Annotated in this window: 13 protein-coding genes; 2 read left to right on the plus strand and 11 right to left on the minus strand. The window is 64.3% G+C overall.

Going from position 1 to position 14,177, the window contains the following annotated elements:
• Positions 1-47 precede the first annotated feature (47 nt).
• From P1P91_RS12580 to ampD, 7 genes are all read right to left on the minus strand, one after another.
• Positions 48-746: a class I SAM-dependent methyltransferase gene (locus tag P1P91_RS12580; RefSeq protein ID WP_311885802.1), complete on the minus strand. Its 699-nt coding sequence runs from the start codon at positions 744-746 to the stop codon at positions 48-50.
• Positions 747-757: 11 nt separating this feature from the next.
• Positions 758-1,477, minus strand: a complete 720-nt coding sequence (gene tsaB / locus P1P91_RS12585; protein WP_311883045.1) for a tRNA (adenosine(37)-N6)-threonylcarbamoyltransferase complex dimerization subunit type 1 TsaB — start codon at positions 1,475-1,477, stop codon at positions 758-760.
• Complete coding sequence (gene adk, locus P1P91_RS12590) at positions 1,477-2,142, minus strand: adenylate kinase (protein WP_311883046.1); 666 nt, start codon at positions 2,140-2,142, stop codon at positions 1,477-1,479. The genes tsaB and adk overlap by 1 nt, the downstream gene beginning before the upstream one ends.
• A gap of 99 nt (positions 2,143-2,241) precedes the next feature.
• A complete protein-coding gene (locus P1P91_RS12595; protein WP_311881913.1) occupies positions 2,242-2,991 on the minus strand; it encodes an IS5 family transposase in 750 nt (249 codons plus the stop codon).
• A 199-nt stretch (positions 2,992-3,190) separates the two neighbouring features.
• The gene (aceF, locus tag P1P91_RS12600; protein WP_311883048.1) at positions 3,191-5,215 is read right to left on the minus strand and encodes a pyruvate dehydrogenase complex dihydrolipoyllysine-residue acetyltransferase; all 2,025 of its coding nucleotides are present in this window, start codon (positions 5,213-5,215) and stop codon (positions 3,191-3,193) included.
• 58 nt (positions 5,216-5,273) lie between these two features.
• Positions 5,274-7,958 (minus strand): pyruvate dehydrogenase (acetyl-transferring), homodimeric type, encoded by a 2,685-nt coding sequence (gene aceE, locus P1P91_RS12605; protein WP_311883050.1) that lies wholly within the window; start codon positions 7,956-7,958, stop codon positions 5,274-5,276.
• Between the two features lie 358 nt (positions 7,959-8,316).
• Entirely contained in the window at positions 8,317-8,919 is a 603-nt protein-coding gene (gene ampD, locus P1P91_RS12610) for a 1,6-anhydro-N-acetylmuramyl-L-alanine amidase AmpD (RefSeq protein WP_311883052.1), read from the minus strand.
• Between the two features lie 101 nt (positions 8,920-9,020).
• Here ampD and nadC point away from each other — a divergent pair, with 101 nt between their 5' ends.
• Positions 9,021-9,875, plus strand: coding sequence for a carboxylating nicotinate-nucleotide diphosphorylase (gene nadC, locus P1P91_RS12615; RefSeq protein WP_311883053.1), 855 nt, complete (start codon positions 9,021-9,023; stop codon positions 9,873-9,875).
• A 20-nt stretch (positions 9,876-9,895) separates the two neighbouring features.
• On the opposite strand, the gene P1P91_RS12620 is transcribed toward nadC, so the two are convergent.
• On the minus strand, positions 9,896-10,420 hold the full coding sequence (locus tag P1P91_RS12620; protein ID WP_311883054.1) for a GNAT family N-acetyltransferase: 525 nt from the start codon (positions 10,418-10,420) through the stop codon (positions 9,896-9,898).
• Positions 10,421-10,581: 161 nt separating this feature from the next.
• On the opposite strand from P1P91_RS12620, the gene tsaA reads away from it, so the two are divergent.
• On the plus strand, positions 10,582-11,352 hold the full coding sequence (tsaA, locus tag P1P91_RS12625) for a tRNA (N6-threonylcarbamoyladenosine(37)-N6)-methyltransferase TrmO (protein WP_311883055.1): 771 nt from the start codon (positions 10,582-10,584) through the stop codon (positions 11,350-11,352).
• Positions 11,353-11,358: 6 nt separating this feature from the next.
• Here the strand turns inward: tsaA and purC are convergent, their stop codons facing one another.
• From purC to dapA, 3 genes are all read right to left on the minus strand, one after another.
• On the minus strand, positions 11,359-12,090 hold the full coding sequence (gene purC, locus P1P91_RS12630; protein ID WP_311883056.1) for a phosphoribosylaminoimidazolesuccinocarboxamide synthase: 732 nt from the start codon (positions 12,088-12,090) through the stop codon (positions 11,359-11,361).
• 55 nt (positions 12,091-12,145) lie between these two features.
• A complete protein-coding gene (locus P1P91_RS12635; RefSeq protein WP_311883058.1) occupies positions 12,146-13,111 on the minus strand; it encodes a lipoprotein, NlpB in 966 nt (321 codons plus the stop codon).
• Positions 13,112-13,213: 102 nt separating this feature from the next.
• Positions 13,214-14,101 carry a 4-hydroxy-tetrahydrodipicolinate synthase gene (gene dapA / locus P1P91_RS12640; protein WP_311883059.1) on the minus strand — a complete coding sequence of 296 codons (888 nt, stop codon included), beginning with the start codon at positions 14,099-14,101 and terminating at the stop codon, positions 13,214-13,216.
• Positions 14,102-14,177 lie beyond the last annotated feature (76 nt).

Below are 14,177 nucleotides of genomic sequence, written 5' to 3' on the forward strand. Positions count from 1 at the left end.
CTAAACGGGGTGGTGGAAGCTGAATTTGTTCAGCGAAGATCATGCCGCTAGCCGCGACCCGGGCGCAGGGAGCGGTGAACGTAGATATCGTAGCGGCTGGTCTTGCCCTCAAAGGCGTGCGACGCCCCGGGGCCTTCGATGGGCGGGGCCTTGCGCGGGCGCTTGACCACCACCCGGTGAGTGGCGACGTCGAGCGCGGCCTCAAGCAGCCCCGGGGCGTCGGCGTCGTCGCCGGCCAGCCGGCGAAAAAGGCGCATTTCCTTTTTCACCAGCGCGGATTTTTCCCGGTGGGGGAACATCGGATCCAGATGCACCACCTGGGGAGAAAAATCAGCCGCGGCCACCAGCGCCTCAAGCTCGACGGCGGCGTCCCCCGGCATTAACCGCATTCGCGCGGCGATGTTGGCGGTATCGGGGTGCGCCGCGGCGCGCTCAAGGCCGTCGGCCAAGAGCGCGGCGATCGCCGGCACCCGCTCGATCAAAAGCACCGGTGCACCCAGGCTTGCCAGCACAAAGGCGTCCCGACCAAGCCCGGCGGTAGCATCCACCACGCTTGGAGTCACCCCGTTCGCCAGCCCGCAGGCCCGGGCAATGAGCTGGCCGCGCCCGCCGCCAAAGCGGCGCCGGTGGCCGGCCTTGCCGCCGACGTAGTCCACCCGCAGCGGCTTGCCGTCGCGCGCCTCACTGCCGGCCAGCACCAGCCCTTCGGCGCGCCGCTCCAGAACGAGCCCTTCCGGCAGCGCCATGCCGGCCTCGCTCACGCGGACGTTTTCCACGCCACCTCGTTGCGCAAATACACCGGCTGGGCCAAATGCGCCGGCTGGCCGCGGCCGGCGTCGAAATCCCGGGCGGCAAGCCACGCCATTTCTTCGGCCCGGGGCTCCAGCGCGCCGGGCGCCAGGGCCGTATCCAGGGGCTCGAGACGTGCGCCAACCGCCGCGGCAAGGCTGTCGCGCAGGGCAAGACCGGTGCCCACGGCGGTCCACTGCCGGGCCTCGTCGTCGTCCGGCAGCGTCAGCTGCGCCGGCGCCAGCACGGCCTCGTCTCCGCGCCGAATCGTGGCACCGTCGGCGCAGTGCCAGAAGGCCGCGTAAATCTCGCCCATGCGCGCGTCGATCAGCGTGGCGACCCGGCCGGCGTCAAAGCGCCTGTGGGCCTGAAGCGCCAGCGCTTCCAGGGTGGAAATACCCAGCAGCGGGCGCTCCAGGCCGAAGGCCAGCCCCTGGGCGGCGCCGGCGGCAATGCGCAGGCCGGTAAACGAGCCGGGGCCGCGGCCGAAGGCCACGGCGTCGAGCGCTCCCGGGGCAATGCCGGCCTCGGCCAGCACTTCGTCCACCATGGGCAGCAGGCGACGGGTATGCTCCCGGGGCGTCATGGCAAGGCGCGCAAGGCAGCGCTCGCCGGCAGCATCCCGGCGCAGCAGAGCCGCCGAGCAGGCCCCCGAGGAGGCGTCCATGGCAAGCAGGTTAAGCGCCATTACGCGACCTTCGGCCCCAGCGCCTCGGTAACCTGGCGGGTAATGTCCTCGACGCTGCCCACGCCTTCCACGCGGTGGTACTCGGGCGCTGCCTCCGGGTCTTCCTTGGCCCACTGGCGGTAGTAGTCCACCAGCGGCGCGGTCTGATCGTGGTAGACGGCCAGACGATTGCGCACCGTGGACTCCTGGTCGTCCTCGCGCTGGATCAGGGCCTCACCGGTGACGTCATCCATCCCCGGCTCTTTGGGCGGGTTGTGGTCGATATGGTAGGTGCGCCCGGAAGCCGGATGCACGCGGCGCCCGGCAAGGCGGTTGACGATCTCTTCGTCGGCCACGGCAATCTCCAGGACGTGATCGAGCTTGACGCCGGCCTCTCGCATGGCGTCGGCCTGGGGAATGGTCCGCGGAAAGCCGTCGAACAGAAAGCCGTTTTCGCAGTCCGGCTGGCTGATGCGATCCTTGACCAGATCGATGATGATGTCGTCGGACACCAAGCCGCCGCTGTTCATGATGTCCTGAACCTTGAGGCCCAGCTCGCTGCCGTCCTTGATCGCCGTGCGCAGCATGTCGCCGGTGGAAATCTGGGGAATCTTGTACCGCTCGCAGATAAACTGCGCCTGGGTCCCTTTGCCGGCACCGGGGGCGCCCAAAAGAATTAATCGCATAGCCACTGTTCCTTGAATGATAGAGAAGAAAAAAGCAGGCCACCGACAATAACGGCGCTTGTCCGGCGACACAACTCTCTATTAGGGCCTGTTGACGTTTCACATTGGTAGCCATAAAAAGCCGCATGCCAAGGCCACCATGCTTTCGTAATTTCGTTTGAGCTTATCGTAGCGCGTCGCAATGGCGCGATACGGTTTCAATCGAGCAAAGGCATTCTCAACCAGATGCCGGTAGCGATATAACCCTCTGTCCAGATTGGCATTTCCTTTTTTCGAGTTACGCCTGCGTGGAATGACGGCAGCCATTCCTTTGGCTTCGACCTGCTCACGGATACGTTCACTGTCATAGCCTTTGTCAGCCACCAGCGCGTCACCTGCCGGCAAACCGTCAATCAATGCCTGGGCTTCCGTGCTGTCGTGCACTTCACCCCCGGTTATTCTGAAGGCGATCGGCAACCCATAAGCATCCACGGCCAAGTGGATCTTGCTGGTATTGCCTGCACGACTTTTGCCAATGGCTTCTGCATCTTCCGTGGCAGCCCCAGTGCTATCTTGGTGAGCCTTGACGTAGGAACCATCAATAAATAGCCACTCGACATCAGGATCTTCCACCAGAGAGATGAAAATCCTCATCAGCTTTCCACTCGCTGACCAGGCGTTGAAGCGCTTGTAGACCGTGTTCCAGGGGCCAAACGCCTCCGGTAGGTCCCGCCACGGGCAGCCGGTTCGCATCCGATAAAGGATGCCTTCCACCGTGGTACGCAGATCGGTCTTGTCATAAATACCTTGTTGAAGCAGGATAGATTTCAGCTTCGGCCAGTGTTCATCCGTGAGCATTTGTCGGGGCATGGCAGGCTTGCAGTTTGTTGGCTTAGGAACCTTTATTCTGTGAGCTTGCCCCTATCCTGCCAATACCCCTGCCATGAAACGTCAACAGACCCTAGCCGTAGAGCCGGCGATTCGTTTCGCCCCTTGCTGCCGGGCCATTGCTTATAAACACCAACGGCGCCCGCAGGCGCCGTTGGTGCATCGACACGCCGCTTGCCGGTTACAGCAGCAGGCGACGAATATCGGTGAGGACGTCGGCCAGAAACGCCGTGAAGCGCGCCGCGTCCGCGCCGTTGACCGCACGGTGGTCGTAGGACAGCGACAGCGGCATCATCAGGCGCGGCTGGAAATCACTGCCGTCCCATTCCGGCTGCATCTTGGCCTTGGAAACGCCGAGGATGGCGACTTCCGGGGCGTTGACGATGGGCGTGAACGCCGTACCGCCAATGGAGCCCAGGCTCGAGATGGTAAAGCAGCCGCCGGTCATGTCCTCGCGCTTGAGCTTCTTGTCCTGAGCTTTCTTGCCCAGCTCGCCCATTTCGCGCGCGATTTCCAGAAGCGACTTCTGGTCGGCGTCGCGCAGCACCGGCACCATCAGGCCTTCCGGCGTGTCCACGGCGATGCCAATATGGATGTATTTCTTCCATACCACGGTTTCGCCGTCGCCTTTGAGGCTGACGTTGAACTGCGGGAACTGCTTGAGCGCAAAGGCGCACGCCTTGACCAGAAACGGCAGCGGCGTGAGCTTGGCACCCTGGGCCTCGGCCTCGGCCTTCATCGACTTGCGGAAGGCTTCAAGCTCGGTGATGTCGGCCTCGTCGAACTGCGTCACGTGGGGCAGGTTCACCCAGCTGCGATGCAGGTTGGTCGCGCCCATCTTCATCAGGCGCCCCATGGGCTTCTCTTCCACCTCGCCGAACTGGCTGAAGTCCTGGTCGGGAATCGGCGGAATGCCGCTGCCGCCGGCCGCCGGCGCTTCGCCTGACGCCTGGGACTTGCCGGAAAGCGCACTTTTGACAAAGGCCTGCACGTCTTCCTTGAGCACGCGATCCTTGGGCCCGCTGGGCGGCACCTGGGCCAGATCCACGCCAAACTCCCGGGCGAGCATGCGCACGGCGGGGCCGGCGTGGACGCGCTTGCCGTCTTTGGCCGGGGCGGCGCTGGGCTCGGCGGAGGGCTTGTCGGCGCCGGACGCAGGCTTCTGCTCCGCCTGCTTTTTCGGCGCGGACTTTTGCTCGGCCTGCGGCTCCGCCTGTTTTTTAGGCGCCGACTTCTTTTTGGCCCCGGCAACTTCGACGATGCCGATGACGTCGCCCTCGGACACGCTGTCGCCTTCCTTCACGGAAATCTCGACCAGCTTGCCCTTGTAGGGGCTGGGCACGTCCATGGAGGCCTTGTCGGACTCCAGCGTAATCAGCGCGTCTTCCTCGTCGATCTCGTCGCCTTCGCTTACCGCAACGTCGATGATTTCCGCGCTGTCGCCGATGTCCGGCACGCGGATTTCCTGACGCTTCGGCTCGCCTTCGTCGCCGTCATCCTCGTCATCCCCGTCGTCTTCGGGCTCACTCTGGCTTGCCGCCGGGGCGCTGTCGGCAGAGGTATCTTCGTCCTGGGCGTCGTCGCCCTCGCCTTCGATTTCCATCTGGCCGATGACGTCGCCTTCGGAGACGCTGTCGCCTTCCTTGACGGAAAGCGATACCAGCTTGCCGGTGTAGGGGCTCGGCACGTCCATGGAGGCCTTGTCGGACTCCAGCGTGATCAGCGCGTCTTCTTCCTCGACGTCGTCGCCTTCGCTGACCGCGACGTCGATGATTTCCGCGCTTTCGCCGATGTCCGGCACCTTGACGTCGACGGTCTGCTTGCCGCCGGCCTTTTTCCGCGGCGTCTCTTCCTTTGGCACCGACTCGTCTTGCTGTGACGCAGCGCTATCCTGGCTGGACGCCTCGTCTTTTTCCGACGATTGCTGTGCCGACGCCTCTTCGCCCTGGTCGTCGCCGGCGTCGCCGCCGTCCTCGACTTCTAGCTCGACGATATCGTCGCCTTCGGAGACGGTGTCGCCCTCTTTCACCAGCACTTTGAGCACCTTGCCGGCTTTCGGCGAGGGTACGTCCATGCTGGCCTTGTCGGACTCGAGGGTAATCAGCGCATCTTCTTCTTCGATGACGTCGCCTTCGCTGACCGCGACGTCGATGATTTCGACATCGTCGCCGCCGATGTCGGGCACTTTGATGTTTTCGCTACTCAAGGTCGCGCTCCTTCCAAATCGGGTCGAGCCGGCGGGGGTACCCCCGCCGGGCAGCGGATCAGCTGGTCAGCGGATTGGACTTGTTGGCATCGATGCCGTACTTCTTCAGCGCCTCGCCCACAACCTTGCGGTCGATGTCGCCGCGGTCGGCCAGCGCCTTCAGCGCCGCCACGGTGACGAAGTAGCGATCCACTTCGAAGAAATGGCGCAGCTGCTCGCGCGAATCAGAGCGGCCGTAGCCGTCGGTGCCGAGTACATGATAGTCCATGGGCACCCAGGCGCGCACCTGATCGGCGTAGAGCTTCATGTAGTCGGTGGCGGCAATCGCCGGCCCCTGGCGGCCTTCCAGGCACGCGGTGACGTGCGGCTTGGCCGGCTTTTGGTCGGGCTTGAGAAACGCCTGGCGATCGATCTCCAGCGCTTCGCGACGCAGCTCGTTGAAGCTTGTCGCGCTCCAGGTGTTGCTGCCCACGCCCCAGTCCTCGGCGAGCATCTCGGCGGCGGCCTCGACTTCGCGCAGGATGGTGCCGGAGCCCAGCAGCTGGACGTGGCCCTTGCCCTTCTTGCCCTGGGTATGGCCCAGCAGGTACATGCCCTTGATGATGTCGTCGGCGGGCACCTCGTCAAGCGCCGGGTGCTCGTAGTTCTCGTTCATTACCGTCATGTAGTAGAAGACGTTTTCCTTGTCCTGGTACATGCGCTTGAGGCCGTCCTGGACAATGACCGCGACTTCGTGAGCGTAGGTGGGATCGTAGGTGCGGCAGTTGGGGATGGTCGACGCCTGGATCAGGCTGTGGCCGTCCTGGTGCTGCAGGCCTTCGCCGTTGAGCGTGGTGCGCCCGGCGGTCCCGCCAATCATGAAGCCGCGGGCCTGCATGTCGCCGGCCGCCCAGGCCAAGTCGCCGATGCGCTGAAAGCCGAACATCGAATAGTAGATGTAAAACGGCAGCATCGGCAGGCCGCTGTTGCTGTAGGACGTCGCCGCCGCGATCCACGAGGACATCGCCCCCGCTTCGGTGATGCCTTCCTGAAGTATCTGACCGGACTGGGACTCGCGATAGTACATCAGCTGGCCCTTGTCCATGGGCTCGTACTTCTGGCCTTCGGCGGCGTAGATGCCGAACTGGCGGAACATGCCTTCCATGCCGAAGGTACGCGACTCGTCGGGCACGATGGGCACCACGCGCTTGCCGAACTGCTTGTTCTTGATCAGGCCGTTCAAAATGCGCACGAACGCCATGGTGCTGGAGAACTCGCGTCCCTTGGAACCTTCCAGCTGGGAGGCGAAGATCTTGTCGTCAAGACCGGGGATCTCGATGGCTTCGAAGTCCGCATGGCGCGTTGGCAGATGCCCGCCCAGGCGCTCGCGCTGGAGCTTCATGTACTTGATTTCCGGGGAGTCGTCATCCGGCCGGTAGTACGGCATGCCCTTTTCCAGCTGCTCGTCGGTCAGCGGGATCTCGAAGCGATCGCGCACCTTCTTCATGACGTCGATGTCGTCGATCGACTTGATCTGGTGCGCTTCGTTGTCGGCTTCGCCGCCTTCCGCGGTGAGGCCGTAACCCTTGACGGTGTGCGCCAGGATGACCGTGGGCCGCTCGTTGGCGTTGTGGAAGGCTTCGTAGTAGGCGGAGTACACCTTGACCGGATCGTGGCCGCCGCGGTCCAGCTGGCCGATTTCCTCGTCGGTCATGTCGGCGACAAGCTCGGCGGTTTCGGGGTACTTGCCGAAGAAGTTTTCCCGAGTGTAGGCGCCGCCCTTGGACTTGCAGTTCTGATACTCGCCGTCGACGGTTTCGTCCATCAGCTTCTGCAGCATGCCGCTCTTGTCTTTTTCAAACAGATGGTCCCACTTGCGGCCCCAGATCAGCTTGATGACGTTCCAGCCGGCGCCGCGGAAGATACCTTCAAGCTCGGTGACGATGCTCTGGTTGCCGCGCACCGGGCCGTCCAGGCGCTGCAGGTTGCAGTTGATGACGAAGTTGAGGTTGTCGAGCTTCTCGCGGCTGGCCAGGTGGATGGCGCCGATGGTCTCGGGCTCGTCGCACTCGCCGTCGCCGAGAAACGCCCAGACCTGGCGGTCCTTCATGTCCTGCAGCTCGCGGTTGTGCAGGTACTTGATGAAGCGCGCCTGATAAATGGACATGATCGGCCCAAGCCCCATGGACACCGTGGGCAGCTGCCAGTAGTCCGGCATCAGCCAGGGGTGGGGATAGGACGACAAACCGTCCCCGTCCACTTCTTCGCGGAAGCGGTCCATCTGCGCTTCGGACAGGCGGCCCTCCAGAAAGGAGCGCGCGTAGATGCCCGGCGAGCTGTGGCCCTGGATATAGACCAGGTCCCCAGGATGGTCACCGTGGGGCGCGCGGAAGAAATGGCCAAAGCCCACGTCGTAAAGCGTTGCCGCCGACATGAAGCTCGCCAAGTGGCCGCCGATCCCCGGATTGCGGTTGTTGGCTCGAGTGACCATGGCCGCCATGTTCCAGCGAATCAGCGAGCGGATATGGCGCTCCATGTCCAGATCGCCCGGCATGCGCGCTTCGCGATGCGGCGGAATGGTATTGCGATGCGGGGTTGTCACCGAGAACGGCGCCACGCCCGAATCCTGGCGCATGCGGTCGGCCAGGCGGGTCAGCAGATAGCGAGCGCGATCCTCTCCTTCGCGATCCAGCACCGATTCCAGGGCTTCCAGCCACTCCATGGACTCGACCGGGTCAAGATCTTCTCGTGTCTCAAGACTCATAAAGGTCTCTCCGAATGACGATAAAATGACATTGGCCCCGCGAACCTGGGGCCCGAGTGGCCGCGGTAGTCGTTGTGCCACCACAGGCCTGCGTTCGCCGGCGCGCCTTGCCAATTGCCAGCGCAGAATGGAAATCCATTCTACAACCAAGACGTAGCGTTCGGCAAAGGTAGCAAAGCTACATAAAAATAGGAAAATAACGTTGCTTTCTGTGAAAAACGATACTCCAAAGCCGCTGGCCTGCCAATCACCGCCGTGACAAAAATCTCTCGATCGCCCCGCCATTCGCGGCAACATCGGATTTTTTTCAAGCTGTTAAGCCCGGCGTCACAAACCAACGCATTCGTAGCTAAACTACTTATTTTTGCCGCTCAGCGGTACCACCATACTGCCGTCGACGGCGCTGCTGGTAAAAGTACGCCCAGTCGAACGCCGGCCCGGGGTCGGTCTTGCGTAGCGGTGCTACATAAGCATGGCTGGTAATACGCGCGGCATCCAGCGCCGTAAAACGCCCTTCGAGCCAGGCCACCAGCTCGGCAAGCCGGGCGTACTGGGCGCGGCTAAACGGCGTGTGATCGTCGCCTTCAAGCTCGATGCCCACGGCAAAATCGTTCAGCGCCTGGCGCAGCTCCCCGCGACGCGGGTCGAACCAGCGCGAGCGGCCGGCGTGCCAGGCCCGGCGCTCGGGCTCGACAAACTGCACGCATTCGCCGTCGCGGCGAATCAAAAAGTGCGCCGATACCCGCACGCCGGCAATGCGGGCAAAAAACGGGTGGCCATCCGCGTCCAGCCGGTTGGTAAACAGCGCCTCGATGGCATCGCCGCCAAACGCTCCCGGCGGCAGGCTGATGGCGTGCAGCACGATCAACGAAACCTCACCGGCGGGACGCTCGTCGGCGTTGGGCGAAGCCAGCCAGCGCGCGCGGGCCCAGCGGCTTGCGGATACATGGTCTTGGGACACGCGATCTCCTTTATCTCCGGGCTCTTTTACTGCCGCGGCGGTCGTCTATAATAGCGACGTTAGCCCATCGCTTTACACAACGTTTGGGAAGGCACGCTGCCATGCGCTACTACACCGCTCTTGCTGAAGACATACGCTCAGGCGTTGCTCACCTGCTGGCCGAGGACCTGGGTCCCGGCGACATCACCGCCGACTTGATTCCCGAGCAGCAGTGGGCAAGTGCCAGGGTGATCACTCGAGAACACTGCGTCCTCTGCGGCGTGGCCTGGGTAGACGAAATATACCGCCGGCTGGACAACAGCGTGACCCTGAGCTGGCAGGCGGCCGACGGCGACCGGCTCACGCCCGGCCAGTGCTTTCTGACGCTGGAAGGCCCGGCGCGCAGCCTGCTCACCGGCGAGCGCGCCGCGCTCAACGTGCTGCAGACCCTCTCGGCCACGGCGACGGCTACCCGGCGCTACGTGGATCTGCTCGAAGGCACCGGCGTGCGCCTGCTGGATACGCGCAAGACCCTGCCCAATCTGCGCCTGGCGCAGAAATACGCCGTGACCTGCGGCGGCGGCCATAACCACCGCATCGGCCTGTGGGATGCGTTTTTGATCAAGGAAAACCACATCGCCGCCTGCGGCGGCATAGCGGCGGCGGTGCGCCAGGCCCGCCGGCTTTCAAGCGAGCTTGACGTCGAAGTGGAAGTGGAAAATCTCGACGAGCTGGAGCAGGCGCTGGCCGCCGAGGCCGACACCATCATGCTCGACAACTTCTCCCTTGACGCGCTGCGCGAGGCGGTGGCCCGCACCGGCGGTCGCGCCGTACTGGAAGCGTCGGGCAACGTCGACGACACCACGCTCAGAGCCATTGCCGAGACCGGCGTCGACGGCATCTCCAGCGGTGCGCTGACCAAAAACATCAAGGCCGTCGATCTGTCCATGCGGCTGGTGGAGCAGGAAGCGCCCTGACCCTTTCTGTCCGAGCCGGCTCAGGTTTCCACGGCGTAAAGGCGCTTTTGCAGCCGATAGCGCTTGAGTTCTTCGCCGCCGCGCTCGACCCACTGCTCGCCGAGGTTTTCCCAGCCCCGACGCTCCAGGCGCTCGACCAGCATGAGGCTTGCCTCGATCTCCACGGCGTCAATTCCCTGCTCCAGCAGCAGGCGCTCGGCATGTACCAGAAGCGTGGTGCCAATGCCGTGCCCGCCAAGGGAGGGCCAGACGTATAGCGTTTCCACCCTGGCCCGGGGCATATCCAGCTCCAGAAAGCCCACGCAGCGCCCGTCGCATACCGCCACCAGGGTGGTGTAAAGCGGATGGCGGGCAGCCCAGGCGCTGGCTTCCCGGGGGAGCGCCTGGGCCCAGGCTCGGCGCTGGGTCAGCGAATAGTGGCTGGCTGCGCTCTGCATGACCGCGTGATAAAACACTTCGGCCTGATCTGCCCCGTCGCGCATCAGCGCCTCGCGGTAAACGATGCGCGGCGTGGCTGCCGTCGCCGGCGTGTGGCTATCGCTCATGTCTGCCTCGTCGTCAGCACAAACGGGTCAACATAAACTCTGACCATACGAAACAATCCTTCTTTCACCAACGAAGGTCAACGTACCTTATACTAAGCCGATCTTCACCTTTTCGCCCTAGACAAGGGCGACAACCCGCCTCGCAGCGAGCTGCCCAAACCATGCCCCACCCTCGCCAGACATCCCCCACCGCCGCTTTTGCCGGCGAGCCGCCGTTGCCGGTCGGCGTTATCGAAAGCGACTATCCGGACAAGTTCGGCGTCCCCCGCCAGCCCGGCCTGGCCCCGGCGGCAAAAGCGGCGCTTGTGCTTGTTCCGCCGTTCGACGATCCGCTGGCGGTACGCGGCCTGGCGGCGTTCAGCCACCTGTGGCTGACGTTTATCTTCCACAAAACGCCGCCGCTCGACGATAATGGCTTTACGCCGCTGGTGCGACCGCCGCGCCTGGGCGGCAACCGCAAGGTAGGCGTTTTTGCCAGCCGTAGCCCCAACCGGCCCAACCGCCTGGGGCTTTCGCTGGTCACGCTGGAAAGGGTAGACACCCAAGGCGGGGTCAGGCTGACGCTCGGCGGCTGCGACCTGGTGGATCAAACGCCGGTGATCGACATCAAGCCTTATCTTCCCTGGGCAGAGGCACGCCCGGATGCCCGGGCCGGCTTTGCGCCAGCGCCGCCGCCCGAGGTGGAGGTGGCGTTTTATCCCGCAGCGCGCGACGAACTTGCGCGCCGCGATGACGGTGCCTCCCTCCAGGCGCTGATTGAGCAGGTGCTCAGACAGGATCCGCGGCCGGCGTACCGCCACGGGCGCAAGCCCACAGCGCGGGTATACGGCGTGCGCCTGCGCGATGTAGAGGTGAAGTTCCGGGCGCTCGAGGAAAAGAGGGCCACCCTCCTGGCGGTGGTGGCCATTGAGCCGCTGCCAGGCCGGGCATGAGCGGCGTCAGGGCGTGCTCTGGCCTTCGGGAAATACGACGCCCAGACGGCGGCCGACTTCTTCATAGGCTTCGATCACGCCGCCGAGCCCCTGGCGAAAGCGGTCCTTGTCCATCTTCTCTCGGGTGTTGGCATCCCACAGCCGGCAGCCGTCCGGGGAAAATTCGTCACCGAGGATAATACGGCCGTCGTAGAGGCCAAACTCGAGCTTGTAGTCCACCAGCAGCATCTCGCCCTCGGCGAACAGCTGCTTGAGCACCCGGTTGACCTTGAACGTCAGCGCTTTCATTTCGCCAAGCTGTTCAGGCGTCGCCCAGCCGAACGTTTCCGCCAGCGACTCGTTGATCATGGGATCGCCGCGCTCGTCGTCCTTCAGAAAAAGCTCGAACGTGGGCGGCTCGAGCGTCGCCCCTTCTTCGACGCCGAGGCGCTTGACCAGGCCGCCGGCGGCGATATTGCGCACCACGCACTCCACCGGGATCATGTCCATTTTCTTGACCAGGCTCTCGGTGTCGGACAGGCGCTTGTCGAAATGGGTAGGAATACCGGCGTCTTCCAGGCGCTCCATGATGAAGGCGTTGAAGACATTATTGACCATGCCCTTGCGCTCGAGCGCTTCCTTGCGCTTGCCGTCAAAGGCGCTGGTATCGTCGCGGAACTCGAGTATCAGCCGGTCCGGCGCATCGGTGGTGTAAACGGATTTGGCCTTGCCGGCATACAGTTCCTGGCGCTTTTTCATCTTGACTCCCCCTGGGTCATTTTTCCCGGCTCAATGCAGTCACCCGTGGCGCTCATCAGCGCAAGTAGCCGGACACGCGCTCGAGCAGCTCGCGCCTGGCGTCCACGCTGAGCGTTGGCTCTTCGACGCCCTGAACGCGCAGCCGGCTCTGGTCACCCTGCTCGTCGAGCGTCAGACGCACCTTGCGGGCGCTGTCATCGGCAAAGGGGTTGAGCTGGGCCAGCACGCCGCGCCGGCGGTTATCCAGGGTCTGATAGTTTACGGTAAAGGAATGGCTGGCAGCGTCGCTCTCCAGCAGCTCGCGCTCGCCGGGCTGGTCGAAGTCCAGCGCCAGATAGTGGGCAATTTCTGCCCAGGTGCGATCCGCAGAGTAGGGAATGCGCACGCTGACGTCATCCCCCGAACGCCTCAGCTGCACGGCGCGCTGTTCGTCAACCCGCTGGGCGTTGAGCGACGACAACGTATCCTCGCCGCCGGACTGGCTGGCCAGATAGCGCTCAAGGCGCTCAAGGCAGGCGGCGCGCGGCTGGCCGGCGCGCTCGCAGTGCACTTCGCTGGCGCCGGGGCGTACGGCACTGTCCAGCCGCAGCGTACCCTCGCGGGTTTCCAGCACGCCTCGGGACGGCCGGCTGCGCTCAATCCCCCCGGCGCGGGTGCGGGCAAAGCGCTCGAGCCGGGGCCAGACGCTGGCCGCGTCGTCCGCCACGACCAGCCAGCGCCTGTCGCGGATCTTTCGAGTCGTCACGTAGTTTTCCTTCAGCCCCCGCGCGGCGGTCAGCGGGCGCGGCGCACGCGCCTCTACCGGCTCCTCGGGGCGCGCCGCCGAATCGCCATCTGCCGGTATGGGCAGCGCACTCTGGTAGCGGCTCTGATCCCGGGTCTCCGGCAGCGTCAGCGGCGGCGCGGGGGCCGACTCGACGTAGTCGAGGTTGCGATCGTCGTAAAACCCGTCCCGGGCGCAGCCGGCAAGCGCCAGAGCGCCTGCCAGGGCCAGCGGTATCCATTTGAGCGCTGCGTTCATCCAGCCACCTTAATCCGTTGAGCAAGTTCCGTTGGGCCAGTCAGGCGCCGGCGGTACGCGGCCGGCGACGGCTGGGGTGTGCGGCTCCGGTCGTCCGCTGATTCAGTCTTCTACCACCTCAGCCATCTGCAGCGCTTCGCTGATGGTGGCGTGGTACCTTTCCGACAGCCACGTCAGCGGCAGGCGCAGCCCGCCGGCCTCAACGTAGCCCATGCGGTTGAGCGCCCACTTGACCGGAATCGGGTTGGCCTCGATCCCCAGGTTGGTGTGCAGCGGCATCAGCCGGGTGTTGATCGAGTGCGCGGTTTCGGTATCGCCGGCCACCGCCGCGGTGCACAGCTCGTGCATGGCCCGGGGGGCGACGTTGGCAGTGACCGAAATATCGCCGTGGCCGCCCATCAGCATGAAATCGCAGGCGGTGCCGTCGTCGCCGGAGTAGAGCATGAAGCCGCTGCCCTTGAGCCGGGCGATCAGATCTTCGGCGCGCTCCAGGTTGCCGGTGGCGTCCTTGAGGCCGACGATGTTGTCCACCTCGGCCAGGCGCATCACGGTCTCGTTGTAGAGATCGGAGCAGGTGCGTCCCGGCACGTTGTACAGGATGACCGGCAGCTTGCTGCCCTCGGCCACCGCCTTGAAATGCTGATAGAGGCCTTCCTGGGTCGGCTTGTTGTAGTAGGGGCATACCGACAGGCAGTAGTCGGCGCCCACTTCGCTGGCGTAGCGAGCAAGCTCCACGGCCTCGGAAGTGGCGTTGGCGCCGGTGCCGGCGATGACCGGAATGCGCCCGTCGACCTGCTCCACCACGGTGCGAATCACGTCGAAGTGCTCGGCGAAGGACATGGTGGTGGGCTCGCCGGTTGTCCCCGCCGCGACGATGCCGTCGGTCCCGTTCTCAAGATGGAAGTCCACCAGGCGACGAAGCGCTTCCCAGTCGATATCGCCATTGACCTTCATCGGCGTCGCAAGGGCAACAATGCTGCCAGTGATCATCCGCTTGTACCTCACGCAAAAAAGGTGGAACGCGCCGCCGGACACAGGGCGTGCGCGAACGCATTGAATTCAAGGA

Origin of the sequence: Halomonas piscis (assembly GCF_031886125.1) — a bacterium.
Classification (GTDB): Bacteria; Pseudomonadota; Gammaproteobacteria; order Pseudomonadales; family Halomonadaceae; genus Vreelandella; species Vreelandella piscis.

Bases quoted from the DNA above. Each gene is read 5' to 3' on its own strand.
- P1P91_RS12580 (WP_311885802.1), bottom strand. From the start codon at position 746: ATGGCGCTGCCGGAAGGGCTCGTTCTGGAGCGGCGCGCCGAAGGGCTG.
- tsaB (WP_311883045.1), bottom strand. From the start codon at position 1,477: ATGGCGCTTAACCTGCTTGCCATGGACGCCTCCTCGGGGGCCTGCTCG.
- adk (WP_311883046.1), bottom strand. From the start codon at position 2,142: ATGCGATTAATTCTTTTGGGCGCCCCCGGTGCCGGCAAAGGGACCCAG.
- P1P91_RS12595 (WP_311881913.1), bottom strand. From the start codon at position 2,991: ATGCCCCGACAAATGCTCACGGATGAACACTGGCCGAAGCTGAAATCT.
- aceE (WP_311883050.1), bottom strand. From the start codon at position 7,958: ATGAGTCTTGAGACACGAGAAGATCTTGACCCGGTCGAGTCCATGGAG.
- nadC (WP_311883053.1), top strand. From the start codon at position 9,021: ATGCGCTACTACACCGCTCTTGCTGAAGACATACGCTCAGGCGTTGCT.
- P1P91_RS12620 (WP_311883054.1), bottom strand. From the start codon at position 10,420: ATGAGCGATAGCCACACGCCGGCGACGGCAGCCACGCCGCGCATCGTT.
- tsaA (WP_311883055.1), top strand. From the start codon at position 10,582: ATGCCCCACCCTCGCCAGACATCCCCCACCGCCGCTTTTGCCGGCGAG.
- purC (WP_311883056.1), bottom strand. From the start codon at position 12,090: ATGAAAAAGCGCCAGGAACTGTATGCCGGCAAGGCCAAATCCGTTTAC.
- P1P91_RS12635 (WP_311883058.1), bottom strand. From the start codon at position 13,111: ATGAACGCAGCGCTCAAATGGATACCGCTGGCCCTGGCAGGCGCTCTG.
- dapA (WP_311883059.1), bottom strand. From the start codon at position 14,101: ATGATCACTGGCAGCATTGTTGCCCTTGCGACGCCGATGAAGGTCAAT.